The organism is Shewanella sediminis HAW-EB3, from assembly GCF_000018025.1.
Classification (GTDB): domain Bacteria; phylum Pseudomonadota; class Gammaproteobacteria; order Enterobacterales; family Shewanellaceae; genus Shewanella; species Shewanella sediminis.
Map to the genome: position 1 here is coordinate 5,336,132 of NC_009831.1, position 25,778 is coordinate 5,361,909.

The 25,778-nt window shown below is 46.7% G+C and carries 19 protein-coding genes and 1 riboswitch; of the genes, 13 read left to right on the forward strand and 6 right to left on the reverse strand.

Going from position 1 to position 25,778, the window contains the following annotated elements:
* Window positions 1–22 precede the first annotated feature (22 nt).
* Window positions 23–934 (reverse strand): type II secretion system protein GspC, encoded by a 912-nt coding sequence (gspC, locus tag SSED_RS22755; protein ID WP_012144688.1) that lies wholly within the window; start codon window positions 932–934, stop codon window positions 23–25.
* 257 nt (window positions 935–1,191) lie between these two features.
* On the opposite strand from gspC, the gene hslR reads away from it, so the two are divergent.
* From hslR to SSED_RS22795, 8 genes are all read left to right on the forward strand, one after another.
* Window positions 1,192–1,590, forward strand: coding sequence for a ribosome-associated heat shock protein Hsp15 (gene hslR, locus SSED_RS22760; protein ID WP_012144689.1), 399 nt, complete (start codon window positions 1,192–1,194; stop codon window positions 1,588–1,590).
* Between the two features lie 112 nt (window positions 1,591–1,702).
* Window positions 1,703–2,563, forward strand: a complete 861-nt coding sequence (hslO, locus tag SSED_RS22765; RefSeq protein WP_012144690.1) for an Hsp33 family molecular chaperone HslO — start codon at window positions 1,703–1,705, stop codon at window positions 2,561–2,563.
* A gap of 204 nt (window positions 2,564–2,767) precedes the next feature.
* Complete coding sequence (locus SSED_RS22770; protein WP_012144691.1) at window positions 2,768–4,309, forward strand: phosphoenolpyruvate carboxykinase; 1,542 nt, start codon at window positions 2,768–2,770, stop codon at window positions 4,307–4,309.
* A 369-nt stretch (window positions 4,310–4,678) separates the two neighbouring features.
* Window positions 4,679–5,101: a hypothetical protein gene (locus tag SSED_RS22775; RefSeq protein ID WP_012144692.1), complete on the forward strand. Its 423-nt coding sequence runs from the start codon at window positions 4,679–4,681 to the stop codon at window positions 5,099–5,101.
* Window positions 5,102–5,108: 7 nt separating this feature from the next.
* Window positions 5,109–5,345, forward strand: coding sequence for a helix-turn-helix transcriptional regulator (locus SSED_RS22780; RefSeq protein WP_012144693.1), 237 nt, complete (start codon window positions 5,109–5,111; stop codon window positions 5,343–5,345).
* 409 nt (window positions 5,346–5,754) lie between these two features.
* A complete protein-coding gene (locus tag SSED_RS22785; protein ID WP_012144694.1) occupies window positions 5,755–7,602 on the forward strand; it encodes a M14 family metallopeptidase in 1,848 nt (615 codons plus the stop codon).
* A gap of 433 nt (window positions 7,603–8,035) precedes the next feature.
* A complete protein-coding gene (locus tag SSED_RS22790) occupies window positions 8,036–9,502 on the forward strand; it encodes a multiheme c-type cytochrome (protein ID WP_012144695.1) in 1,467 nt (488 codons plus the stop codon).
* A gap of 56 nt (window positions 9,503–9,558) precedes the next feature.
* The gene (locus tag SSED_RS22795; protein WP_041421873.1) at window positions 9,559–10,125 is read left to right on the forward strand and encodes a NapC/NirT family cytochrome c; all 567 of its coding nucleotides are present in this window, start codon (window positions 9,559–9,561) and stop codon (window positions 10,123–10,125) included.
* Window positions 10,126–10,295: 170 nt separating this feature from the next.
* Here SSED_RS22795 and SSED_RS22800 read toward each other — a convergent pair whose 3' ends face one another.
* A complete protein-coding gene (locus SSED_RS22800) occupies window positions 10,296–11,090 on the reverse strand; it encodes a class I SAM-dependent methyltransferase (RefSeq protein WP_012144697.1) in 795 nt (264 codons plus the stop codon).
* A gap of 246 nt (window positions 11,091–11,336) precedes the next feature.
* On the opposite strand from SSED_RS22800, the gene SSED_RS22805 reads away from it, so the two are divergent.
* Window positions 11,337–12,092 (forward strand): DUF4097 family beta strand repeat-containing protein, encoded by a 756-nt coding sequence (locus tag SSED_RS22805; RefSeq protein ID WP_012144698.1) that lies wholly within the window; start codon window positions 11,337–11,339, stop codon window positions 12,090–12,092.
* A gap of 152 nt (window positions 12,093–12,244) precedes the next feature.
* Here the strand turns inward: SSED_RS22805 and SSED_RS22810 are convergent, their stop codons facing one another.
* From SSED_RS22810 to SSED_RS22820, 3 genes are all read right to left on the reverse strand, one after another.
* Window positions 12,245–12,448, reverse strand: coding sequence for a hypothetical protein (locus SSED_RS22810; RefSeq protein WP_150104376.1), 204 nt, complete (start codon window positions 12,446–12,448; stop codon window positions 12,245–12,247).
* A 540-nt stretch (window positions 12,449–12,988) separates the two neighbouring features.
* A complete protein-coding gene (locus SSED_RS22815; protein ID WP_012144699.1) occupies window positions 12,989–13,243 on the reverse strand; it encodes a GIY-YIG nuclease family protein in 255 nt (84 codons plus the stop codon).
* The gene (locus tag SSED_RS22820; protein WP_083758970.1) at window positions 13,240–15,363 is read right to left on the reverse strand and encodes a S9 family peptidase; all 2,124 of its coding nucleotides are present in this window, start codon (window positions 15,361–15,363) and stop codon (window positions 13,240–13,242) included. Before SSED_RS22820 ends, SSED_RS22815 begins: the two co-directional genes overlap by 4 nt.
* A gap of 287 nt (window positions 15,364–15,650) precedes the next feature.
* Window positions 15,651–15,926: riboswitch (FMN riboswitch) on the forward strand.
* 180 nt (window positions 15,927–16,106) lie between these two features.
* On the opposite strand from SSED_RS22820, the gene ribB reads away from it, so the two are divergent.
* Complete coding sequence (gene ribB / locus SSED_RS22830; protein WP_012144701.1) at window positions 16,107–16,760, forward strand: 3,4-dihydroxy-2-butanone-4-phosphate synthase; 654 nt, start codon at window positions 16,107–16,109, stop codon at window positions 16,758–16,760.
* A 330-nt stretch (window positions 16,761–17,090) separates the two neighbouring features.
* Window positions 17,091–20,321 carry an EAL domain-containing protein gene (locus SSED_RS22835; RefSeq protein ID WP_012144702.1) on the forward strand — a complete coding sequence of 1,077 codons (3,231 nt, stop codon included), beginning with the start codon at window positions 17,091–17,093 and terminating at the stop codon, window positions 20,319–20,321.
* 123 nt (window positions 20,322–20,444) lie between these two features.
* On the opposite strand, the gene ftnA is transcribed toward SSED_RS22835, so the two are convergent.
* Window positions 20,445–20,972: a non-heme ferritin gene (ftnA, locus tag SSED_RS22840; RefSeq protein ID WP_012144703.1), complete on the reverse strand. Its 528-nt coding sequence runs from the start codon at window positions 20,970–20,972 to the stop codon at window positions 20,445–20,447.
* Between the two features lie 263 nt (window positions 20,973–21,235).
* On the opposite strand from ftnA, the gene SSED_RS22845 reads away from it, so the two are divergent.
* Together SSED_RS22845 and SSED_RS22850 are read left to right on the forward strand one after the other, a co-directional pair.
* Window positions 21,236–24,352 (forward strand): efflux RND transporter permease subunit, encoded by a 3,117-nt coding sequence (locus tag SSED_RS22845; RefSeq protein ID WP_012144704.1) that lies wholly within the window; start codon window positions 21,236–21,238, stop codon window positions 24,350–24,352.
* Window positions 24,352–25,464, forward strand: a complete 1,113-nt coding sequence (locus SSED_RS22850) for an efflux RND transporter periplasmic adaptor subunit (RefSeq protein WP_012144705.1) — start codon at window positions 24,352–24,354, stop codon at window positions 25,462–25,464. Before SSED_RS22845 ends, SSED_RS22850 begins: the two co-directional genes overlap by 1 nt.
* Window positions 25,465–25,778: the final 314 nt, after the last annotated feature.

Sequence of the window (25,778 nt, forward strand, 5' to 3'; positions counted from 1 at the left end):
TGTACTTCCCCTAAAACCTTTTTTATTGCGGCAGACTGAACAGGATCTCAACCAGCTGCCCTTCCCGTTCGATCATCAATGAGATCTCGGTTAATTCAGGTAGTTGTGCCATGACTTCTAATGCCTGACTCATCTGAGTCAAATCGTAGCCGTTAATTGATTTTGCTAAATCGTTAGCCTTAAAACCGGCCCTCTTAAATAGCTCTCTGTCTTTACCCGGATTTAAACGGTAACCCTGAAGCTCTCCGCCACTTTTTACCGGTGAAATGGCCAGATAGTCGGTTAATTTACTCGGATCGGCCAACAGTTCGTCTCTGGAGCTCACCAGCTCTTTGGCAACCTGGCGGTCTCTTCTCTTGTCGACCTTACCAACCGACGACTTGGCGCGCTGTAACTGCTGGTTCGCCTTACCCCCAGTCTCATATTTTAGACCATCTAACATCAAGGTCTCATAACGACCACTGTTAGTGATAATAATACGATCCGCATAGACCTCTTTTAGCGAGGCCGAAGTGCCTTTAATTTTATCACCTAAACTATAGGTGTTCTGACTGCCACTTGAGGCAATAACTGCTAAACCATGCTGTTGTGATGTGGAGGCCACAACGCCGGTCAACTGAATCGAAAGTGAGGTCTTAGGTGCATCAGTGATCTTTTCTTCAACTGGTGCAATTTTAGGCTGGTTTGAGCCTGAATCGGCCTTGCCGAACAGAGATAGCTCTTTCAAATCGGAAATACTGACACGACTACCCGAACTGCTGGTTACGGGGGTAGGCAGCCAATTTGGTGATGAATCAGAGGCTGGAACTAACTTCCAGGTGATCTGAGCTAAGAGGTAAAGGATCACTAACAAACCGACCCAAAAAGCCGCCAAACTCAAAGGCTTATGCGGTATTCCCGCAGCCTTATTAATAACTTTATCTAATAAATCCATATTGAGTGGACCCTCTATACAGGTCTCTGTTCTGCTTAAGATAATTTAGGATGTCGTGACTCATGCTAACCTACACGGCTAATAGCAACAAGCCCATAACACCTGCTTAATTGGCGAAAATCGCCCAAATATGCTAACTTTACGCGCCTGAAAAGGGTGTGAAGCTGGTCGCTATATTAGGTGATTGGAACACTAAAAAGCGATTTTATTACCCAGCATGTGAAGTTGCCCATCATTAATTTTACTATGGAGACTCGATGAACAAGCCGTCCGAACAACCAAAAGCCATCCGTCTGGATAAATGGCTTTGGGCTGCACGCTTCTATAAGACCCGTGCCATCGCAAAAGAGATGATTAATGGTGGTAAAGTTCACTACAACGGTCAGCGAGCAAAATCCAGTAAACTTGCAGAATTAGATGCTGTAATAAAATTAAGACAGGGTTATGACGAAAAAGAGATCATCATTAAAAAACTGTCAGATCAGCGTCAAAAAGCAACATTCGCTCAAACTTTGTACCAGGAAACCCCCGAAAGCTTAGCTAAAAGAGAAACCTATGCTGAGGCGAGACGATTAAATGTCTTGAACAATCCGGCTCCGGATCATAAACCAGATAAAAAGCAACGCCGGCAATTGATACGCTTTAAAGAGAGCTAATATCAAGTTCGGCATTGAAGTAACGATTAAAGACCATATATTAAGCACTATCTGAACTGCTCAGTTAGCTGAATAGTTTTATACCGAATGACATTGTGAGATTGAAACTGAAATGAGTAAAGATAATTTACACCGCTACCTATTTGAAAATGCTGACGTCCGAGGCGAATTGGTACAGCTTGAGCAGAGTTATCAAGAGATCCTCTCGGCTCATACTTACCCTACACAAATTCAGGAACTCTTGGGTGAGTTGATGGCAGCCACATCACTGCTAACCGCTACGCTGAAGTTCAGCGGTGATATCAGTGTTCAACTTCAAGGAGATGGCCCTATCTCACTTGCTGTAATCAATGGCAACAACCTTCAACAACTCAGAGGCGTTGCTCGCTGGGATGGCGAACTAAGCGATGGTGCGACCCTGCAGCAACTGTTCGGCAAAGGGCATATGGTCATCACCTTAACCCCAGCGAAAGGAGAACGCTATCAAGGGGTTGTAGCGCTAGACAAAGATTCTCTTGCCGCATGCCTTGAGGAATATTTTACTCAGTCTGAACAGTTACCCACTAAAATATCTCTGTTTGCCAACGGTAAACAAGCTGCCGGTATGTTGCTTCAGGTCCTACCGAGCGAAGGCGATCACAATGCAGAGTTTGAACACTTAGAGCAACTCACCGCAACGGTTAAAGCCGAAGAGCTTTTCGAACTGGAAGCCGAGGAGGTATTACATCGACTCTATCATCAGGAAGAGGTTCGCCTGTTTGACCCTATCGAAGTGACTTTCTCATGTACCTGTTCCAGAGAGCGTAGTGCCTCGGCAATTCGCACCGTTTCAAAAGCTGAAATTGATACGATCATTGCCGAACAGGGTAAGATTGAGATGGGTTGTGAATACTGCAATACCACCTATGATTTTGATTCAATTGATGTTGAAGCTATTTTTAGCAACACACAGGCACCAGAGACCAAACAGTAACGGCTCAGTGACCACAATGAATGAAAAGAGGGCGCCCGTGAGCGCCCTCTTTTTTTAGTCAAAAACACGATCTTCCTCACACATTCATATCTGCTTCAGTTACAATCACATTTCAGCGCATCAAGACGCCCATTTTTCAAATAATAAATACAAGTCAGCAAAGACTGACAAATAATTCCGACCTTAAACATGGAGACCCTACAGATGGCGGATGGAACACACAGTACTCACCGTAACCCCTCAACGGCACAACTCATTGAACTTGCTCTATCCAGAGGAGAAGGTGAACTGACTGCAAATGGTGCACTAGTCGCAAAAACCGGTGAACGTACCGGGCGCTCGCCTAACGATCGTTTTATCGTTAAAGAGCCTGGCTCGGAAGCAGATATCGATTGGGGAACAGTCAACAAGCCTTTCGAACAAACCGTATTTACCGCGCTATGGAACAGAGTCGAGTCCTACCTGGGCGACAAAGAGCTATTTGTCTCTGACCTGGAAGTCGGTGCAGATCCTGAACATTATCAACCGGTACGAGTCACCACCGAAACGGCTTGGCATCAGCTGTTTGCTCGTAACCTCTTTATCGTTCCTGAGCAATTTAACGCTGCCGATAAGCCTATCTGGCAGATCATGAACGCGCCGGGTTTTGAATGCATACCAGAAAGAGACGGCACTCACTCCGATGCGACCGTGATCATCAACTTTGCCGAGCGCAAAGTACTCCTTGCCGGCCTTAAATACGCCGGTGAGATGAAAAAATCTATGTTCTCGGTACAAAACTTCCTTCTTCCGGCAAAGGGTGTGCTCCCTATGCACTGCTCGGCTAACGTTGGAATCAAAGGCGATACAACACTCTTCTTCGGTCTGTCGGGCACAGGCAAGACCACACTGTCGGCCGATCCTAAGCGCTTTCTAATCGGCGACGACGAGCACGGTTGGGCACCCGGCGGCGTTTTCAACATCGAAGGTGGCTGTTACGCAAAGTGTATCGATTTGAGTCAGAAAAATGAGCCCGTTATCTGGAATGCGATCCGCTTCGGAACCGTACTCGAAAACGTCACCATGGATGAGAACCGAGTTCCGGACTACACCGACTCAACCCTGACAGAGAACAGTCGCGCCGCTTACCCGCTAGAGCATATCGAGCTGCGTAAAGAGGAAAACCTTGGCGCAGAGCCCCATGCCGTGGTCTTCCTGACCTGTGATGTTTCGGGTGTCTTACCGCCGGTATCCATACTCACTAAAGAGCAGGCGGCCTACCACTTCCTATCGGGTTATACGGCGAAGGTCGGCTCGACTGAGATGGGCTCCAGCTCCGCGATACAATCAACCTTCTCTACTTGCTTCGGTGCACCTTTTTTCCCTCGTCCGGCAGGTGTTTACGCCGAGCTGTTGATGAAGCGTATCGAATCGTTCGGTAGCCAAGTTTATCTGGTTAATACCGGTTGGACTGGCGGTCCTCACGGTATCGGCAAGCGTTTCGATATACCAACGACCCGAGCGATCGTAGATGCGATTGTTAATGATGATCTAAAGGGGGTCGAGACTGAACATCTGGCTAAGCTGAATCTGAATGTCCCCCTCGCCATTCCGGGCGTTGAGACCAAGCTGCTTAACCCGGTGAATACCTGGGAAGACAAGGCTAAGTATGCAGAGTATGCACAACAACTAGCCGAGAGCTTCACTGAGAACTTTGCTAAATACCAGGTACCGGATTCGATTAAGAACGCCGGACCTAATGCTTAGCCTAAATGAGCCATATCATTTAGATTAAATGTTAAAACATAAAATCCCAGTCTGGTACTCCAGACTGGGATTTTTTATTGCTTTCGGTTTTCTGTTTAACGCCTAGTGGTAACCATCAGGAAGACAGATGGGAGAAAATAGAGTTCGCTGGCAGTAAGCTTTTATCGCTTGTCTAAGTGCATCTATATCATCACTGCACTACCGTAACGCCTATCAAAGCCCTTTAACGGTGATCGCAAGTTAAGCACACCAATCATTAAGTAAAGCAAGCTTGACTTACGTTTCTGGTTAAATTATCTTCATAGGTAAAGCATGCGTTACCTTTTATTCGTCAGTTCAGATGAAAATTAAAATATAAGGAAAGGAACTATGAAAAGTATTTTCAATGCACTCTGCTCCAAGGGGCTACCGGCAAGAGATCTGAAGAATGCCAACCGAGTTAACTTGCTTGCTGTACTTTGGGCACTATCACTCTTGGTCGGCTCACTGCTGTCCCAATACTATTCTTTATCCGTCTTGGTAATCAGCCTCGCATTCATCACTCACACTGTCATAGGCATTGCCATGGTGTTTGCCTACAAACGATACTTGACCGAACTCGATGAGATGGAGAGAAAGATCCAACTGGATGCCTTAGCCCTATCCGTCGGCGTAACCATAATTGGCTTTTCAAGCTATTCAATCTTGGCTAAAAATGGCATTCTTCCGGAGCTGAACTCCGCCTACCTGATAGCACTGATGGCATTAACCTATATCGCGGGCATCATCAGTGGCCGCCTAAGATACAGTTGAGATCCAGATGAAAAATCGATTAAAAGTGCTCCGCGCAGAGCGGAACTGGACCCAAGCCGATCTCGCCGAAAAGCTCGACGTTTCCCGGCAGACGATTAATGCTATCGAAAAGGGAAAGTATGATCCAAGTTTGCCGCTGGCGTTTAAAGTTGCCAGGCTTTTTGAAGCTTCGATCGAAACTATTTTCGATGATGAGGTGGAGGTGGATTCAGAGCCATCAAGTTTGGCTCCCTTAGTAGACTAACATTTGGCTAAAATATCATTTGGAATGAATTATTAGACCATAGCCGAATTGTTATCAATTGCCTGCCGCAAGCTGATGTGCAGCCACTTCTATGAGACGCCACTAGTACAATCCCTGTAGGCTCAGCCAAAGCTTCCCTGCTTTGGAAGCTCACAGCCGCGTCTACACCTGCTGGTGAAGAAAAGAGTCATCTCTTCGATTTATGCTATTCGACCTATGCGCAAGAGGCGAGACAGCTCAGCCCACTTGAGCCGGGTGTAGGATGAAGCCCCACGACGTTAGTTGTTAGATGTAGTCTAACGAATAAGGCCAAGTTAGAGTAACCATTACGTGACACCGCCTATTGTATTCATTACCCATTTAATGAAAGATATCTGGCTAATAATAAAACCAATATTGAGTACCTATCATGCGCTTCAAGCACTTATCAGCCGCCATCTTAATTAGCCTTTCAAGCTCCAGCGTACTCGCTAGCGATGAAGTGACCTCCCAGTTGGTTGAGCCCCAAATAGCCACAACTTATATCAACGATGCCATACTGCCACCAGCCATCGAATGGCATGGCAAGAGTGAAGCCCTGCTCCTGGATGCAGATGATGAATGGGCCACACCATTCGAACAAAACGGCCTTAAGACGAGTCCAAGCTATGATAAAACCTTCGCCTGGCTCGATAAACTCATTGAACAAACGGATAAACTGAAAAAGGTCAGCCTGGGTAAGAGCCCGCAAGGACGTGACATCTGGATGATTATCGCATCGAGTGAAGGTGCAGGCTCTCCAGAGGAGTTACAGAAAAATGGGAAGGCCAGCGTACTGGTGCAGGCGGGAATACACTCCGGAGAGATCGACGGCAAAGATGCCGGCATGATGCTGTTAAGAGATATCGTTATCGGTGATAAAGGTGCCCTACTCGATAATGCCAACCTTCTATTTGTCCCTATTTTTAGTGTCGATGCCCATGAACGTTCGACCCAATATAACCGGGTCAATCAACGCGGACCAGTGAATATGGGGTGGCGCACCACATCAAAGAACCTCAACCTGAACCGTGACTATGCCAAGGCCGATGCCCTTGAGATGCAACATATGCTGCACGCCATCAATGAGTGGCAACCGGCTCTCTATATCGATGTGCATGTCACCGATGGCATAGATTACCAGTACGATGTCACCTTCGGCTACAACCAGCCCCAGGGGCTAAGTCCGGCCAGTTACCGCTGGCTTGAGCAGAGCTATCGCCCGGCGATAGAGGCTGAACTCTCGGCTCAGGGGCACATTCCGGGGCAGTTGATATTTGCCCTCGATAATACCGACATAACCAAAGGTATGTCGCTGTGGAATCCAAGCCCCAGATATTCAAACGGCTATGGCGATGCCCGCCACCTGCCGACCATTTTAATCGAAAATCACAGCCTGAAACCCTTCAAGCAGCGCGTTCTTGGCACCTACGTCATGCTGGAGGCAACGCTCAAAACGGTTAGCGAACAATCTACAAAGCTTAGATCTGCCATTCAGCAAGATAAGTACAGCTACTCACCACAGCTCACCCTTACCTGGAAGGAGAAGCAACAGGAGAAGGGTTGGGATTTTAAAGGAATAAGTTACCGATTAGAGCAAAGTGCTATCAGTGGTAATGATGTCGTGCGTTGGACCGGTGAGCCTAAACTCTACCCCAATCTGCCGGTCATGGGTAACTCAGTCGCAGACATTCGGGTGCACCGCCCAAGCGCCTATTACATACCACCACAATGGGCTGACGTTATCAAAAGGCTTGATATTCACGGTATACGCATGACCCGTTTAGAAACCGCGACTCAATTAAGTGTCGATCAATACCACCTGAGTCAGCCGGTTTTTTCAGGTAAGGACTACGAGGGCCGACAGCGTGTAAGCGCCCAGGCAGTGCTCAACCCAATCGATACCTTACTTCCGGTGGGCACCGTCAAGATAGATACCCGACAACCCCTTGGCGACCTTGCCATTTTATTGCTTGAGCCTCAATCGCCAGACTCCCTATTGCAATGGGGATTTTTCAATCCAATATTTACCAGAACGGAATACATTGAAAACTATGCCGTTGAGCCTTTAGCGGCGCAGATGCTACAGGAGAATCCAAAGCTACAACAGGCATTTAATGAAGCACTCAAAGATGAAGCATTCGCCACCGACCCCAAGGCGCGTTTACGCTGGTTTTATCAAAGAAGTCCTTACTTCGATGATAACTATGAGAAATACCCAGTCTTGAGACAAAGGTAAATTATAGACCTATGCATTAGTTATTGATTATAAAGGTAAACAGATTGTGGTGCGGCGGCCGTTTCAAACAACAGCCTCCCGCGCCACGCCACACTTCAAACCTATTAGTTGAAGCAAAACCCCGTTAAAACCTATCAAACGACACGCTTTTACAACAAAACCAGCCGAAATCACAATTAATAAAAAACCGGGATAGGAGTCATGATTACTTTTCACCATATGACCAAGATCTCACTTTTCTTGCTAAACCATTGATTTAGATCAACATGCAAAATCAATACAGGTTTAACGTATACCCCACATTGCAATTAACAATTAAGTTTCAATTAAGTTTCAATTAATTGGCAAATCGTTAGCAATGGCATAAGAAAAATAATCAAAAAAACTAGATGGTACCAGTGAGTTAATTGGACGTGCAATAGAGGTATATAAAATGGAATATGCTCGCAATACACGCCGTTGGTTATCGATACTACTCCCGCTCGTCGCGGTGATAAGCCTATCGTGGACATCAACAGCAAACGCTGAAGCAAAAGCGCTAATATTAAAACCCTTCAAACAGTTAAGTGATGAAAGTGCAGAGTGCGCCGCCTGTCACAAAGAAAAAAACCCTTCTATCTATGGCCAATGGGGCAGATCAAAGCATTACGGCGCTAACGTCGGTTGTTATGAATGTCACGCCGCGGATAAAGGTGATAAAGATGCAATAACGCACGAAGGCCGTCTGATTTCGGTCATCGTCTCACCAAAAGATTGCTCTCAATGTCACAATCAGGAAGTAGAGCAGTTCACTAAGAGTCACCACGCTAAAGCCGGTAAGATCATGGGCTCACTCGATAACTTCCTTGCTGAAGTTGTTGAAGGTGCAATGACTTTTAATGGTAAGTCACCTGCAGCCGTCAACGGATGTTGGCAGTGTCATGGTTCTGAGGTCAAAGTATTGCCTAATGGCGATCTCGATCCAACCACTTGGCCAAACACAGGTATCGGTCGAATCAACCCGGACGGATCAATTGGTGCATGTACAGCTTGTCACCAACGTCATGAATTCTCTATGGTTCAAGCTCGTCGTCCCGAAGCATGTGGTAAGTGTCACTTAGGTCCGGATCATCCGCAAAAAGAGGTGTATGACGAATCTAAGCACGGTATTAACTTCTATGCCAATGTCGACCGTATGAATCTCGATTCATCTAAGTGGATTGCGGGTGAAGACTATGACGCGGCGCCAACCTGTGCAACCTGTCATATGTCTGCTACACGTGAGCAAGCAGTGACTCACGATGTGGGCGACCGTATCAGCTGGACATTAAGACCGGCTGTTTCAGAGAAGATCGATGCTAAAGCTCTCGCACAAGGCCACAAGGTCAAGAGCTGGCAAGATAGACGTGCCGACATGCAGGATGTTTGTCAGTCTTGTCACACTAAGTCGGTGACAGATAATTTCTATCAACAGTTCGATTCTCTGGTCAATCTGTATAACGATAAGTTTGCAGGCCCAGGTAAGTCTCTGATGGATATGTTGAAGAAAGAGAAGATGCTAACAGAAACGGCTTTCGATGAAGAGATCGAATGGACCTGGTTCTTCCTCTGGCACCATGAAGGTCGACGTGCACGTCACGGCGCAGCTATGCAAGCACCTGACTATGTACAATGGCATGGTATGTTTGAAGTGGCCGAGCGTTTCTACATCGAGATGGTACCTCAGTACCTGGAAGTGGTAGAGAAAGCCGAGCACAGTGGCAATACTCAAGGCGCAGAAAAAGCACGTAAGCTCCTCGAAGAGATTCTATCTCGCCCTGAGCATGCATGGTTTACAGGTAATGAGCCCGATGAGGTGAAAAAAGCCCGTAAAGCCGCGCAAAAAGAGTTTAAAGCACGCTACCTGAGTGAAAGCAAATAGCAACCGAGTAAGGGGGTAATAATGGCCCCCTTTCTCCCCAAACTGAGGAGACTCAAGTGAATAAAAAAGGGGAAAATACTCGGTGGCAACGACTGTGGAGCTGGTTAAAAAGACCGTTAGCTTTGGGGATCCCCATCGGGATGTTCCTACTGGTATTGGTCGGCACATCGTTTCAAGCAATGATGGTGGTATCCAACCAAAATGAGTTCTGTTTTAGTTGCCACCTCACAATGGATACGATAGTTCAGGAGTATCAAGCCTCATCACATTTTGGTGATGGCGAAAATATTCCGGCCACTTGCTCAGATTGTCATGTTCCACATCCATTCATCGACAAGATGATCGTTAAGACCATCGCCTTGAAGGATGTTTATCACATGATTGCAGGGACGATTACGAAGGAAAACTTTGAAGAACACAGACCGGCCATGGCTGAGAGTGTTTGGAAAGCATTCAAGAAGAATGACTCCGCGAATTGTCGTCACTGTCACCAGGGTGAAAACTTTGATTTAGCCAAGCAACCACAACGAGCTCGCCTGAATCATGAAAAAATTGAAGCTAGAGGGGAAACCTGTATTGATTGTCATCAGGGACTGACCCATAAACGCATAGTTGTTCGATAAATTGATATTGGTTATATCAATATCTAAGCTCCCTGAACTCAAAAAGAGTCATCAGGGAGCTAATTGAAAAACATAAACGAATAGTTGTTCGTTAAGCTGATATTTGAAAATCTCCATCACAGGCCGCACTCTCCACGCGGCCTTTTTATTTACCTGTCCTACAGACAGAATCAACCAGGTTTAATCGCACTCACCGAATAGGTCAGTGGCACACGCTGCTGCTTATGTTCAAGAAAATACCTTGTGCTCAGCTCTCCAGCGGAATTGGTGATACTCTCCTCCTGCAGGCCGGCAAATGCATCATAGGGGCTGAAATCAAATTCGTTATAACCCTTTAGCTCCAGCCCGGCGTTAATCAGAGCATTTAACACCTCTGAGATGGGATGTGGCCAGCTCATCACAGTATTTATCTCGCCATCACAGTTCTCTGTGTAGGTCCCCTCTTCATCTACATCCGGCTCTTGCTTAGCAAAATAACTGTAGCCATCGAACAGTGCTTCTAAAGGATGAAACTCTACCATATAGAACTGTCCACCCGCCTTTAAACAGTCACTCACAACCTTTGCCCACCGATCCAGATCTGGCAGCCAGGCGATGGCACCGTAAGAGGTAAACACGATATCAAATTGACGGGATACTCTCTCTGGCGTGCTGTACAGATCGGTACAGATAAACTTAGCCTCGGCCTCAATCTGTTTCGCTAGCTCCTGTGCTTGCTCTATCGCGGCGGATGAGAGATCGATTCCGGTAACATCGGCGCCCTCTCGTGCCCAGGATAAGGTATCTAAGCCAAAATGGCATTGAAGGTGAAGCAGACTCTTACCTTTTACATTCAACCCACACAGCTCTATCTCTTGTAGCGAACTCTTGCCTTTCAGAAAGCCTTCAATATCATAAAACTTCGAACCTACATGAATTTTTGTACGCTTATCCCAAGCGGCTTTATTTACGGCTAAGTAATCCATCTCGACTCTCTTCTCTTAATTGTTCTGTATCTCGTTACTAACGAGTTGAGAAAATTCACCAACTCAATAGGTCAACTACCTTATCTTTTGAGCATAAAAGCTAACACTTAAAATCAACAATTTAAATAACATTCACAAAACACATACAAAACATGAAGATACATTATTGGCACAAACAATGCTTAGTCACCTGTACAGAAGAAAAGTACCAAACAAGAATATTTTGATTTTAAAAGGAATAATAAGATGCTCATTCGCCCTACTATCTTAGCTAGCGTATTAAGTTTATCTCTTTCAGGATGCATCATTAATGTTAATGGCGCCGATATGAGCCCGCTTGAACATCAACATCAATCCATCCAACTCGACGCCAGTGGCCTCAATGCGCTGGTTGCCGAAACAGGAGCGGGGTCGCTCGAAATAGAGGGAGTCAAAGGCTTAACCCATATCACACTCGAGGCCGATATCTACACCCGAGATGGCGTAGAGGCTGAACTTTCCCTCGAGCGTCAAGGAGCAAAGGCACACCTGATTGCCGATTTCGATTCTAATGTGAGCTTTGGAAACTCTCCCTATATAGATCTTGTGCTGAAAGTCCCCTCACAGATGAAGATGGACATCGATGACGGCTCAGGCAGCATAGATATTTCAGGCGTTGACGCCGATATAAAACTTCAGGATGGATCGGGTAGTATCGCTATAGAGGGTGGCAAAAACCTGGAGATAGAAGATGGCTCCGGTGGTATCACCCTCAAAAACGTCGATGGTGGGATCCACCTCGAAGATGGCTCAGGTTCCATTGAGATAAAAGATGTCGACGGCGATATCACGATCAATGATGGTTCGGGTAGCCTCTCTGTGAAGAACGTACAGGGCAAAGTAACCATTGATGACGGCTCCGGCAGCATCGATGTCGTCAATACGCAGGGGTTAAACATTATCGATTCCGGCTCAGGCGATGTGAGTTTCGACCAGATAGATGGCCCTGTAAGTATGCACTAACCCTGTCTTGGCAACCAAAAGACTTCCCGGCGCAGGCGGCTAGGTAGGATAGTGTTTATTTAGTTATCCGAATTAGCCCCTGCCCACCCCATGAACACAATGCTGCGATAACGACGCCTTGTGGCAGACCGGCAGACCCCGCACCATAAACTTCAGCGGTCCTGGTTAAGTCTTGTTTTTACCTTAGCCCTTGTCTTAGTCTTGACCTTAGTAGATAACTCATCGTATCGGTCAAACAATAAGGTGGCAAAATGAAGGATCAGCAATCCATACAATAACCATTGAAAGCCCGCCCCCTGCAGCTCGGTTCGATGAGAGATAGGTTCTCTTGTTTGTTCTATCAGAGCAGTCATCATATTCCTCCAATTTGAGCTCAAATAACAGTTAAGACTTACAGTTAAGAAAGAGTACATCGAAGGAGGTGAAAGAAGTGTGAAGACACTATTCAGTGTTTTTTAGGTATTAAAACTGAGAGAAATAAACAATCTCCTTCATATAGCGAAGATTGCTTACTTAATTTAATCAAATAAAAAGAATTCAAGCCGTTCCAGCTAAGGCTTAAACAAATAAGGTCTAATACCAATCGGTATAAGAAAGTGATCAACTCAGAGTTATTTTTGGCTGCATAATTCAAGGCGAAAGAGTGAGGGAATCGTGATCCCTTTTGAACTAATTCAACACAGAAGTAAGCCGCCAAAAACACTCCTTAAAGGCGAGTTTTAGCACTTGCGATACGGCGTTAACGAGCTTAAACGTAGAATAACTATGTTCCTCACTCGTTGCCTTGCCTCACAAGCGCTAAATTCTCGCTGAGTGACCACACCTTTATACCTATTGGTATAACCCCGATAAAGAGGGCACTCAGGGGAGCCGTAGCCACCTCGATTTTCATAATCCTAGCCTATCAAGGCAAGCTTTTTAGCTCTGGACCAACGCTTAATCGCAATCTCTCGTTTCAGTGCTTCAGACTGAGTACCAACCGCCTCGTTATACACTAAGAGCAAAGGCCCCTTTCCTCGCAGGAATTTAGCGGCTTTAGGCCCGCCGCTTTGATGCTCCTTAAACCGCCGCTCAATATTCAGCGTCACCCCGGTATAGAGATGACCGTTAGCGCATTGGATCATATACAGGAACCACAAAGGCTCACTCATTTAGTCTTAATCTCGTTAAGTCCCAGTAGACCCAGGAAAAAAGCGTATTCTTGAGCCGTATCCTGGTATCTCCTATAGCGACCACTCTTACCACCATGACCCGCCTCCATATCAATATGGAAGAGCAATTGATTGTCGTCAGTCTTATAATCCCTGAGTTTAGCGACCCATTTAGCGGGTTCAAAATACTGCACTTGCGAGTCATGAAGGCCGGTAGTAACGAGCATGTGAGGGTAAGCTTGTCGCTTTATCTGATCATAGGGCGAATAGCTAAGCATATAGTCGAAATACCTCTTCTCATTGGGGTTACCCCATTCATCATACTCATTAGTCGTTAACGGTATAGACTCATCCAGCATAGTCGTCACAATATCGACAAAGGGCACATGGGCCGCTACGGCAAAATATAGTTCCGGTGCTTGATTTATAACGCCTCCCATTAACAAGCCACCCGCACTGCCACCTGCCGCGACAACACGTTTCCTGTCGCCGTACCCTTGAGACGTCAATGCCTTAGTCACGTCAATAAAGTCATCGAAGCTATGTTGCTTATTTAGCATGCGACCATCGTCATACCAGGGCCTGCCCAACATCTCGCCTCCACGGACATGGGCAATAGCATATACCACGCCCCTGTCCAGAAGGCTTATAGCCGAACTGTCAAAATCGGGATCTATCGTATGGCCATAGGCACCATAGCCATATTGATAGAGTGGATTGCTACCATCTTTGCTAAATGTATCTTTTCGATAAACTAAGGTAACAGGTACCTGAACACCATCTCTGGCCGTAATAAATATGCGCTCGGCCTTATAGGCTTCGCTCTCGAACCCTCCAAGTACCTTCTCTTGCTTGAGTAACACTCGTATCGGCAGACTGGTTAGGTCATACTCATAAATTGACTCCGGAGTCGTCGGGCTCGAGTAGTAGATCCGTAACTTATCACTCTCTTGTCGGGCATTGACATCCAGGCCCACGATATAGGCAGGATCATTAAACGGGATCTCAAAAGGCTCACTCTCAACGTACTCGCCTTGGCTAACATCACCATTATTAACATGAGTAAGGCGGAAGACCCGAAGTTGGCTTATCCCTTTCTCACGGGTTTGCACGATTAAGAATTTCTCCAACAGGAGATAATCTTCAATACGGCTATCCGCTCTGGCGCCAATGACCTCCTGCCACATAGCCTTATCACTAAACTTTGTTTCGTCGACCTTCATCAAGCGAAAGTTAATCGCCTTCCAGTTGGTGAGAATGTAGTAACTGCTACCAAGCTTAGCGACAGAGTATTCATGCCCCTCCTCTCGTGCCAACAATGGCTTAAACTCACCTAATGGCATATCGGCATCGAGAACTGACACCTCACTCGTTGTCGTACTCTCATTGAAGAGCGTTATTCTGGACTCATCGAGAGACTTACCCAACGAGATATAAAAGCTATCATCCTTCTCCTCGAAAACCAGAACGTCCTGTGATTGTGATGTCCCTAGTTGATGACGAAATACCTGAAACCCCAACAAGGTCTTAGGATCTTTGGCTATATAGAACAGGTGCTTATTATCATTAGCCCAAACAACCCGGCCATCGGTTCCCGTGAGTTCATCCTCTAACAACTTCCCGCTGGCAATGTCTTTAAAATAGACCCTATAGATACGGCGACTTAAGGTATCTTCTCCGAAGGCGATTATCGATTCATCGGGACTCACGGACACACCGCCCAGGCCATAGAATTCATGACCTTCTGCGCGCAGATTCACATCGAGTAACAGAGTTTCATCGCCATCGGGCTCACCTTGCCTTATCACCAGAGGGTATTCAAAACCTTGCTTATATCGGCGTGAATACCAATGTGAATGCCATAGATAGGGCACACTCGACTCATCTTTATCTAAACGGCCGATGAGCTCATCGAACAGTGTCTGTTGAAAACCTTCAAATGGAGAAAACTGTGCTTTTGTATATCGATTTTCAGCCTCTAAGTGCGCCAACACTTTGGGATTTTTACGAGCGTCATCTCTTAACCAATAGTAATCGTCGATGCGCTCGATGCCATGCAACTTCATCTCATTAGGAATTTTTTCAGCGATCGGGGGCTGAACCGGGTTAACAGGCTTCATAGACGTACATCCAACGAATAGGGTTAATAGTAATAAACTCAAAACGAACTTAGGAATCATAGGCACCTTACACATCCTTGCTAGACGATGACTTGGATTGAAAATAGATCATTGATTCGAGTCTAAAGTTGATAACCCCAGAGGTAAAGCAAAGAAATCTCCCTGAGTCTGAGGATCTTACCCAAACACAGGTCATGGCTCACACTTGACTGGTTACCACTTGTCATTTGTATAAAAGAGGCGCACCATGCTTGCGCTCGTTATCCGGACTTTTGTCTGATATACGAGTAAATTCTCAGGGCGGGGTGAAACTCCCCACCGGCGGTGATAGCTTTCAGGTCAGCCTGAAACTTAAGCCCGCGAGCGCCCAAACCGACTTAACTATCCTCGAAGAACTATCTTCGAAGATTGTCAGTTTGGGGTCAGCAGATCTGGTGATTTTGGTTTTCAATCAGACTTTGTAGTCGTTGGAAACCGAGTAATTCCAGAGCCGACGGTAATGAGCTTTCTACTTAAAGACTTTTTTTAGTAGCAAGTCTGAGTCCGGATGAAAGAGAATGTAAGATGGAATGGCAGTGCACTGAATCTGACAGAGACTCGAAGGGTCACCTCAGCCTCTCGTTCGGTGTGTATACCGTGTCCACCTCTTATTTCACACCCTCATTGTATCTACAATGTCGGTGTCATTTTCTGCACGCCCTGATTCTGGAAAACCCAATGTAGTTTTTTAAGGATTTTAAACCATGAATCAGTCATTACTCTCCCCCTTCGGCACCGCTATCGAACGTGTCGAAACAGCGCTAATCTCTCTCAAGCAAGGTCGCGGCGTTCTCGTTGTCGATGATGAAGACAGAGAAAATGAAGGCGATCTCATCTATTCAGCCGAAACACTAACCAATGAACAGATGGCACTGCTTATTCGTGAAGGTAGCGGCATAGTATGCCTCTGCCTTCCCGATGAAAGGGTTAAACATTTAGCCCTTCCTCCAATGGTTGAAAATAACTCTAGCCAGTATGGCACCGCCTTTACGGTTAGCATTGAGGCAAAAGAGGGAGTCACTACAGGCGTTTCTGCCGCCGATCGTGTGACCACAATCAAAACCGCAATTGCTGACGATGCTCAACCCGACGACTTAGCTCGTCCCGGACATGTCTACCCACTTCGTGCTCAACCCGGTGGCGTAATGACTCGCAGAGGTCACACGGAAGGGACTATCGACTTGATGATACTCGCAGGGTTGAAGCCAGCCGGCGTACTTTGTGAAATTACCAACCCTGATGGCACCATGGCCAGACTGGCTGAGATCATCAGTTTCGGAGCGAAACATGATCTTCCCGTTCTGACCATCGAGGATATAGTCGAATACCGTAAGTCTCTGATGGCCGAAGCCAGTTAGCTCTAATCAGAAACTGTAATAGTCACTAAACAAAAAGCAGAACCCCCTGCTTTTTGTTTAGCGTCAATAACCATATGAAAATTATGGTTATTGACACCCCACTGTCCTGTTTATAAAACAATCACATATATTATCATTGATAAATATAACAAAAATAATGCTTTAGTCGAATCTTTGACGCCAGGAAAATAAACCGTGACCTAGATTAGACTTCCATGAAATAACTGTGACACATCTATAAAGCTATGATATTTATCCGTGACCCAATATTTTACGGTCGCGATAGACACCTGAAAACGCCGTAGAACAACACTGGCACGGAGCACTTAAATGTCATCAGTAATGAATTGGCTTAGCTTGAAACAAAAGTTAATTTTGTTTGCTTCAATTCCAATGCTGTTACTCACACTATTTGGCTCTATGGGAATGCTGCACCTTTCAGACAGCTATCAATCCGCTCAAAAAAACTCTCTGGCTATTGAGATAACTCAAGAAGTTGAAAACCTGATTTTCGAACTACAAAAAGAGCGCGGTCTCTCCGCAGGCTATATAGGTAGTGCTGGTGATAAATACCGGAAAAGACTTACAACCCAAAGGGTCGATACCGATAAGCACCTGTCTCAACTGCTGACAGGTCAAGCTATTCAGCAGCTATACCGGGCGCTAAAAGGCAATCAAAACCAGATTGCCCCCCTACGGGACAGCTTGAATCAAATAAAAACCATGAGTCATGAGATTATCTTAGTCCGTGAAGATGTCACTAGGAAGCTGGAAAAGGAATCGTTTCACTTCTACTCAGAGTTCAATCATCAGCTATTAATCTTTATCTCCCAATTACAGCAACAGACCGAAGATGTCCCGCAGGCAAGAGCCTATAACGATCTGATCAATGTCCTCATGATCCAGGAGTTGGCGGGAAAAGAGCGTGGGCTCATGAATCGGCTGCTATCGGCAAATCTTATGGAAGCCGGCGCCTATATCGGCATAAATACGATAGAGCACGAATTAGATCACGCAGTCTCTCAGCTATTATCGACAGCCACCGATGAAAACAAAAATTTAATCAAGGACCTATTAACGAGTAAATCTAATCTCGACTATCTTCTTATGCGCCAGCATGTCAAGACTCAGATAGAGCTTGTCGAACAGGCACAAGAGATGAGTGTATCTATGGGTTATGGTGGATTGATTCATGACTTCAAGAACTATCTCCTCAGAGGAGACCAAGAGTATCTCGATAGCTTCAATAATAATCTAAAGCAGATAAACCTTCAGCTAGCCAGGTTCAGACAGCACTCAGATCTTAGCGATAAACAGCTTAGTGCGATAAAGCAGATTGCAGAGACCATTAATAACTACGACATCCATATCGACCAGCTGCGGATACTCAAACAGCAAAAGCTCACGATAGAGGAGCAAGATAACCGGATACGTATAGACGACGAACCTATGCTCAACGCATTATCACTCCTTCAGTATCAAGCCCCCAGCGTCGACAGCGAGGTTTGGTGGGAAATTGCCAGCGAGCGAATCAATCATCTGCACCGGGTCAGCTCGGTGATCACAGACGAGGTAGCCAAACTCAGTTCCCAACAAAAAAATCAATCTATCATCTATCTCGTGACAGGGATCCTGACCGCTCTGCTCACCATTCTACTGCTTTTCCTTCTGGGGCGTAGCATGGTGAGAAACCTGGTCGGTAGTATTGCAAGTATCGCCAACGATATGCAGAAGATGGCACACGACCCTCATCTGGAGCTTACTGTGCCGGTCATAGGTAATGATGAAATTGCCCGGATGTCTCTGGCACTTAACCTTATGCTTAAGGAGCGCCTCAAGGCTAACCGTCAGCTCAGCCTGGCTGCAGCCGTATTCGATTACTCTGCCGAAGGGATCATGGTTACCGACCAAGATAACCATATCGAGCTGATTAATCCCGCATTTACTCAGATAACCGGTTACAGTCTGGAAGATGTAAAAGGCAGAAACCCATCCGTATTAAACTCCAACCAACAACCACATCATTTCTATGACTCCATGTGGAAGTCGCTGAAAGAGTTGGATAAATGGGAAGGTGAGATCTGGAATAAACGTAAAGATGGTCAAGTCTACCCGGAATATCTGGCCATCACAGTCGTCAGAGATGAAGCGGGAGAGATCACCCATCATATCGGTCTTTTCCTCGATATCAGTAATCGTAAAAAATATGAACAAGATATCTGGTATAAGACAAACTATGATCCACTCACGAATCTGGCCAACCGCCACCAATACTCGTTGAAGATACAACAAGAGATGTCCGTTGCAAAACAGCAGTCTCAACAACTTGCTATTCTTTTTATTGATCTCGATCGCTTTAAGTATACCAATGACATCTATGGCCATGCGGTTGGCAATGAACTCCTATGTCTGGTCGCCGCCAGATTAGAGTCGCTCTTAGGTAAACATGATTTTGTCGCTCGCCTCAGTGGTGATGAATTTGTCATTATTCTCTCCAATGTGAAACGCAGGAATGAGGTACGTCAGTTTGTCGAAAATGTCATTGACCACCTATCTTCACCGTTTGGACTCAGTAATAATGAGTTGATGATCTCTGCCAGCATAGGTGTAAGCCTATTTCCTGAAAATGGAGCTGACGGCGAACTGCTGACTCGCAATGCCGAAACGGCGATGTATCAGGCAAAAGGCGATGGCCGTAACAGTTACCGCTACTTCTCTGCAAACATGAACAGTAATATGTTGGAGCGAGTGCAACTGGAACAACGCCTCAGACGCGCCGTACTACAGGAAGAGTTCTGTCTGTTCTATCAGCCCATAGTCAATATGGACGGTCGAACTGTCATAGGCGTCGAGGCACTTATTCGCTGGCGCGACCCTAAGTATGGACTCATTTCACCGGATAAGTTTATTCCAGTTGCAGAAGAAACCGGGCTCATCGAACCCATAGGCGAATGGGTATTGCAGCAAGCCCTCACAGATCTAAGCCACTGGCATGCTAATGGCTTTATGATCAACATGGCGATTAATGTCTCAGGCAGACAGCTTATCAACTCCAATCAGGTCTCGTTTGATTCTCTGCTGGACAGTATGCTGCAAAAGCACAAGATAGCACCTCGATACCTGCACATTGAGATCACCGAGTCCATGCTGATGGATGATACCGAGCAGTGTCAGCAAAAACTGGAGGCTATTCGTGATCTCGGTATCGATATCTATATTGACGACTTCGGTACCGGATACTCCTCACTGAGTTACCTCAAACGTTTTCCTATCTCGGTAATTAAGATCGATAAGAGCTTTGTCGATAATATGCTGGAGCGACAATCGGATGCCAACCTGATCAAGGCGATTGTGATGATGGGGCAGAGCTTAGAGTTGAAACTCGTTGCCGAAGGCATAGAAACCGAGGAGCAGTGGGAATTCTTGCAAAACTTAGGTTGTAATTTTGGACAGGGTTACCTGATCTCCAGACCACGCCCCATCGATGAGCTGACCGAGTTATTGGCTGATAACCTGAAATCGGGGCAAGAAGTTGAGCTGCAAAGGTGCTCGGCGCTCTAGAGATATCAATGGCGTTAAGGGATCAAAAAGGAGCAGAAAATCTGCTCCTTAGTCACTATGCGAACGGCTCTGAATCAGGCAAAACTACTGGCAAAAAACCAGCAACACTAGCCAACCAAGAGATTATTCACCCGCAGAAGTCATAACACTGGCAGACTCTTCGATAGCCATCTGCGCCAGATCTTTATCGACGAAGAACAGGGCTTTGCCATCTTCACCGACTAAACGGATCTTATCGACAATTGACTTAAACAACTTCTCCTCTTCATGCTGCTCAGAGACATACCACTGAAGGAAGTTAAACGTAGAGTAATCTTGATTAGTGAAAGCCGCATGAGCGAGTGCATTAATCTTACTGGTGATCATCTGCTCATGTTCATAGGTGTATTCAAATAACGCCAACAAAGAAGCAAACTCTGACTGTGGTGCTTCGATTGCACCAAGCAATGGCATACCGCCAGTTTCACTAACATAAGTAAACAGACGATGCATATGCTGCATCTCTTCGTCTGCATGGGCGCGCATAAACTTAGCCGCACCTTCGAAACCTTTGTCTTCACACCATGCGCTCATCTGCAGGTAAAGGTTTGAAGAGAAAAACTCAACATTAATTTGAGCGTTTAATTGATCAATCATTGTTTGTGCCAGCATTTTAATTCCTATCACTATTTGGGCTAAGTCATTGTCATCAAGCTGGAGTGAAAATGCAATGAAATTTACTTAAACCACTGTTTCTTAAATACTAATAATTATCATTAAAGATTGTAAAACTTAGCCCAACACCACCTTAGTAACATTTGCTAACCAAATGATGCAGACCTGTTAACACTTACCTTCTACTATCTGTCATTAGAAAAATGACCTTCAAAGAAAGAGAGCCATTCCCACAGACTCTCTAAGTGTCAGGAAAGACAATGAATTTGACTCGAATAAGTACCCATAATCCCGCAGGCACCTTAGTCACCTTATTGCTGATCGCCATTTTTGGTGCCCTGGCCATCGCCAAGTTACCTATTCAGTTACTGCCCGATATTCAGCGTCCACAAATTTCAGTTTTCAACAACTGGCGCTCAGCGGCGCCGCAGGAGATGGAATCTAACATCATAGAACCTCAGGAGAATGTCCTTAGACAGGTTCCCGGTGTGGTAGAGATGACATCTAATATCTCTCAAGGATTTGGTCGGGTCTCATTAACTTTTGAGGTGGGAAGCAATATGCAAGAGGCGATGATCAATGTGATCAACGCCCTCAATCAAACCCCGCCTCGCCCGCTGGATGCCAATGAGCCCTTTATTAATGTCGGTGGCGGCAGAGGCACACCTAATCTGGCCTCATTACTCATTCGTATGGCACCCGATAACCCGGATACCGATTTCGCAAAGTACCAAAAACTGATCGACGATATTGTAGAGCCCAGACTCAGGCAGATAACCGGTGTCGGGAGCGTACAACTGCAGAGCCGACGCCCTAAAGAGCTGCACATTCTGTTTGATCCTTATCGCGCGGCCGCACTGGGTATCACACTGGAGCAGCTGCGGAATACCTTATCACGTGCCGCCGACATCTCAGGCGGTACGGCAAACGTAGGTCGTCGCCAATACATGGTGAGGTTTATCGGCCAATACACGCCGGAGAATTTAGGTAACCTAATCGTCACCTATAACGATGGGCGTCCGGTGTACATCAACGAGCTCGCCGACGTCGCAGTTTCAAGCGCCGAGGTTCAGGGCTTTACTAAGCGTAATGGCTATCCGGCCTATTATATGACTATCGAAGGTACCTTCGATGCCAATACCGTTACCGTACTCAACGGTGTGAACGACGCTATCGACGAACTGAATGCCGGAGCCTTGAAAGAGGCAGGCCTGGTCATGGACCTCTCTTTCGATGCCTCCATACATATCAAACGCGCCATCTTATTGGTTAAAGGCAACTTGGCGATAGGGGTACTATTAGCCTTAGTGATCCTGTTTGCCTTCCTGCGCAGCTTCCGCGCGACCTTAATGATCGCCTCGACTATTCCTGTCGCACTACTCATCGCCTTCTTCTCTCTCGAGGCCATGGGACGCACCTTGAATGTGATCTCTCTGGCTGGCCTTGCCTTTGCCGTCGGCCTGGTGCTCGACGCCGCCATTATCGTTCAGGAAAACATAGTACGACTTCTGCAGCAAGGCAGCAGGCTCAGACAGGCAATTGAGGAGGGCACCGGACAGGTAAAGGGTGCACTCATGGCGTCGACAGCCACCACGGTCGCCATTTTTGTTCCTATACTCTTTATGCCCGGAGTGGAGGGGCAACTCTTCTCCGACCTGGCCCTCACACTCTCTGTTGCCGTAGTCTCATCCTTTATCAGTGCGATCACCTTAATTCCGGTCTTTAGTCTATTGTGGCTAAAACTCCCCGGGAAAGCGGCCCCACAGATGAACAGACCGAACTTATGGTCCAAACTGACTCGGCTTATTCGTACGCTCACCGGTGATAAGAAGCGGGCCACAATCTGGTGTGCCCTACTGATCATCGGCAGTGGCATCATGACCTTTGCACTGATGCCACGTCCGGACTTTCTGCCTCAAGCGCGCTCAGATGGCATATTTGCCTTCTTCTCACTACCTCCCGGATCCAACGTACAAACCTTAGAGAAAGAGGTGGGCGATGTGATTATTGAGCGACTCAAGCCCTACTACGATAAGGAGAAGTCTCCCTATATCAAGGGCTATAACTTCTCCATGTATTCGGCATTTAACGTGCTATTTATCTATCCTGAAGATCCCTCACAAGCCGATGAGATGATCAAACTTCTAAACGATGAGATATTAATCGGCCTGCCCGATACCCAAGCTTTTACCAACCGAGGTTCGCTGCTGCAGTTTGGCTTTAACGGCGGCCGGGCTATCAATATCGATCTGCAAGGACCCGATATGGAAGCCTTGATGACGTCTGCCGGTAAAGGCATGAAGCTTATCACCGATGCGCTTCCCGGCGCCGTCGTTCGACCACTGCCGGGATTATCCATGGCGCAGCCCGAGCTTCAGCTTATTCCAAACGAGCGACGACTCGCTCAGGCCGGAGTGGATCGAACCCAGATTGCCAATGCCATTCGAGCCTATACCTCCGGCCTGTTTGTCGGAGAATACTTCGATGGTAACGAACGCATGGATATCCTGTTAAAAGGCCCCAAATGGCAAGTCCCGGAGCAACTATCCGCAACACCTGTCTATACCCAAGCCGCAGGCATTCAGACAATAGGTGAACTGGCAAAAATCAAACGTACAGTGGGTCCGACTCAGCTGCAGAGAGTTAATGGCAAACGCAGCGTCAGCTTATTGATATTTCCACCAGCCGATATGTCACTGGATGAAGCATTGGAGATCATCAATGAAAAGGCGGTTCCCAGCCTAAAGGCCAGCCTGCCGACGAACAGCTCGCTCAAGTTCCGTGGCAGTGCCGACAAACTGGACCAAACAATAAAAGATATGGGGGCTAACTTCCTTCTGGCAGTCGTCATTCTGTTCCTGCTGATGTCAGCCATGTTTAAATCGGCTAAAGACAGCCTGCTGGTACTGCTCTCTATGCCATTGGCCATCTGTGGTGGCGTACTTAGCCTTAGACTACTAAACTTGTTTAGTTTTCAAAGCTTAGATCTACTGACGATGATCGGCTTCATCATCTTGTTGGGCTTAGTAGTCAACAACGCCATCCTGTTAGTCGATCAGACGCGCCAGGGAACCAGGGATGGACTCAATATCGACGACGCTATCTATCAAGCTGTTGCCACGCGGGCACGCCCTGTCTATATGAGTACACTCACCTCTATCTTTGGCATGTTGCCACTCATGCTGGTGCCTGGCGTCGGTAGCGAAATCTACCGGGGACTCGCGGCAGTCATTGTTGGCGGCATGACATTCAGCGCGCTGTTTACCCTGATATTAATACCGAGTCTATTGAGGTTAACCCACCTATCTGCACGCAACACTCAAACCACTCACAACCCTTTAACTCACTCTACTGCAACCGACTCCGGAGCCAAGTGATGAAACTGCTTACTTTTATCCCAACGATTGTCACATTATCACTGACTCTGTCACTGCTCTCCCCCCACGCAGTCATCGCTGCCGAAGGTGATAAAAAGGAGGAAACGCCCCCCAGCTTAGTCAGTGTCGTTTCGGTAGAGAATCGGGCGCTATCACCTAAAATTATGGTGATAGGTTCGGTGCACTCCCGTAGTAGCTCAGAGTTAACAGCAGGCATAGAGGGTAAACTGGAGTGGGTTCAGGAGGCGGGGACCCGAGTCAAGGCGGGAGAGGTGGTCGCGACACTGGAAAAGACTCGACTATCACTACTAAAAGAGCAACAGGAAGCCCAGATAGAGTATGAGCAGGTCGGCCTGACTCGGCTTGAGCGCGAATACCGACGCCTGCAAAAATTGATCGCCAGCAAAAGCGCTTCCGAAACTGAATTGGACAAGTCACGTTCAGACAGAGATTTGGCAGCAGCTAACCTTAAACTGGCACAGATAAAGCTGAAGATGATCATGGATGATCTTAGCCGCACCGAAGTTAAAGCCCCCTTCTCGGGGATCATCACCGAACGCAAACATCAGGCAGGAGAAGATATTAGCCGCTCGATTGCAATCATTGCGATGACAGATCCCGACAACTTAGAGATACGTCTACATGCTCCTCTGAAGCACAGTCGACGGGTAAAGGTGGGAGATGAGCTCCATATCTATCATACAGAAGGCGAGTTTCACGCCAATATACGCAGCCTGATCCCGGTATCGGATATTCGCTCACAAACCTTCGAGGCTCGCATCGATCTCCCAATTGAAATGCAAGATGCATTCAGTGTTGGCGAGCTCGTCTCTCTGGCTCTGCCTATCGCACCTAAACAGCTCACCACCTTAGTGCCAAGGGATGCTATCGTACTTCGTTCGGCGGGAGCCTATTTGTTTAAGATAGACACTGACAATAAGGCGGTGAAGATCCCGGTCGAACTCGGCGATGGTGAGGGGGACTGGATTGCCGTCAATGGCGACCTGACCGAGAGTGACACCGTCGTTATTCGTGGTGCCGAAACCTTACTCGATGGCCAGCAAGTTAAGCTTCAGCCCCTCCCGGGATCGGCGGTCTCGACCGCAGGCTAAGCTAATACCAACAGCATTAAATATGTCATCAATTCAGAGCCCCTTAGATTTTTCAATTCAAGGCGCATTGATGAAGAGATGGCAGCTCCCTTTTAAGACAACGCAAAGCAGAAGTGGAAATTCTGAGGAGCTCACGTAGTGCGGCGGATGTTTAAGGCAAAGGGCTTTGCCCTATTACGCTGCGTTGAATGCTTTTGATATACGACGGCATGGATGCAGTCGTATTCCTCTCAAAAAACAATTTCATACAATTCTTATTCATACCGATTAAAAACTGCAGTTGAGATCATGGCCTTCTTGATTCACCGTGGCAT

Coding starts and splice junctions, on each gene's coding strand:
- ribB (WP_012144701.1), top strand. CDS start 16,107: ATGAATCAGTCATTACTCTCCCCCTTCGGCACCGCTATCGAACGTGTC.
- SSED_RS22845 (WP_012144704.1), top strand. CDS start 21,236: ATGAATTTGACTCGAATAAGTACCCATAATCCCGCAGGCACCTTAGTC.
- SSED_RS22805 (WP_012144698.1), top strand. CDS start 11,337: ATGCTCATTCGCCCTACTATCTTAGCTAGCGTATTAAGTTTATCTCTT.
- SSED_RS22775 (WP_012144692.1), top strand. CDS start 4,679: ATGAAAAGTATTTTCAATGCACTCTGCTCCAAGGGGCTACCGGCAAGA.
- ftnA (WP_012144703.1), bottom strand. CDS start 20,972: ATGCTGGCACAAACAATGATTGATCAATTAAACGCTCAAATTAATGTT.
- SSED_RS22800 (WP_012144697.1), bottom strand. CDS start 11,090: ATGGATTACTTAGCCGTAAATAAAGCCGCTTGGGATAAGCGTACAAAA.
- hslR (WP_012144689.1), top strand. CDS start 1,192: ATGAACAAGCCGTCCGAACAACCAAAAGCCATCCGTCTGGATAAATGG.
- SSED_RS22785 (WP_012144694.1), top strand. CDS start 5,755: ATGCGCTTCAAGCACTTATCAGCCGCCATCTTAATTAGCCTTTCAAGC.
- SSED_RS22790 (WP_012144695.1), top strand. CDS start 8,036: ATGGAATATGCTCGCAATACACGCCGTTGGTTATCGATACTACTCCCG.
- SSED_RS22770 (WP_012144691.1), top strand. CDS start 2,768: ATGGCGGATGGAACACACAGTACTCACCGTAACCCCTCAACGGCACAA.
- SSED_RS22810 (WP_150104376.1), bottom strand. CDS start 12,448: ATGATGACTGCTCTGATAGAACAAACAAGAGAACCTATCTCTCATCGA.
- hslO (WP_012144690.1), top strand. CDS start 1,703: ATGAGTAAAGATAATTTACACCGCTACCTATTTGAAAATGCTGACGTC.
- SSED_RS22835 (WP_012144702.1), top strand. CDS start 17,091: ATGTCATCAGTAATGAATTGGCTTAGCTTGAAACAAAAGTTAATTTTG.
- SSED_RS22815 (WP_012144699.1), bottom strand. CDS start 13,243: ATGAGTGAGCCTTTGTGGTTCCTGTATATGATCCAATGCGCTAACGGT.
- gspC (WP_012144688.1), bottom strand. CDS start 934: ATGGATTTATTAGATAAAGTTATTAATAAGGCTGCGGGAATACCGCAT.
- SSED_RS22820 (WP_083758970.1), bottom strand. CDS start 15,363: ATGAAGCCTGTTAACCCGGTTCAGCCCCCGATCGCTGAAAAAATTCCT.
- SSED_RS22780 (WP_012144693.1), top strand. CDS start 5,109: ATGAAAAATCGATTAAAAGTGCTCCGCGCAGAGCGGAACTGGACCCAA.
- SSED_RS22850 (WP_012144705.1), top strand. CDS start 24,352: ATGAAACTGCTTACTTTTATCCCAACGATTGTCACATTATCACTGACT.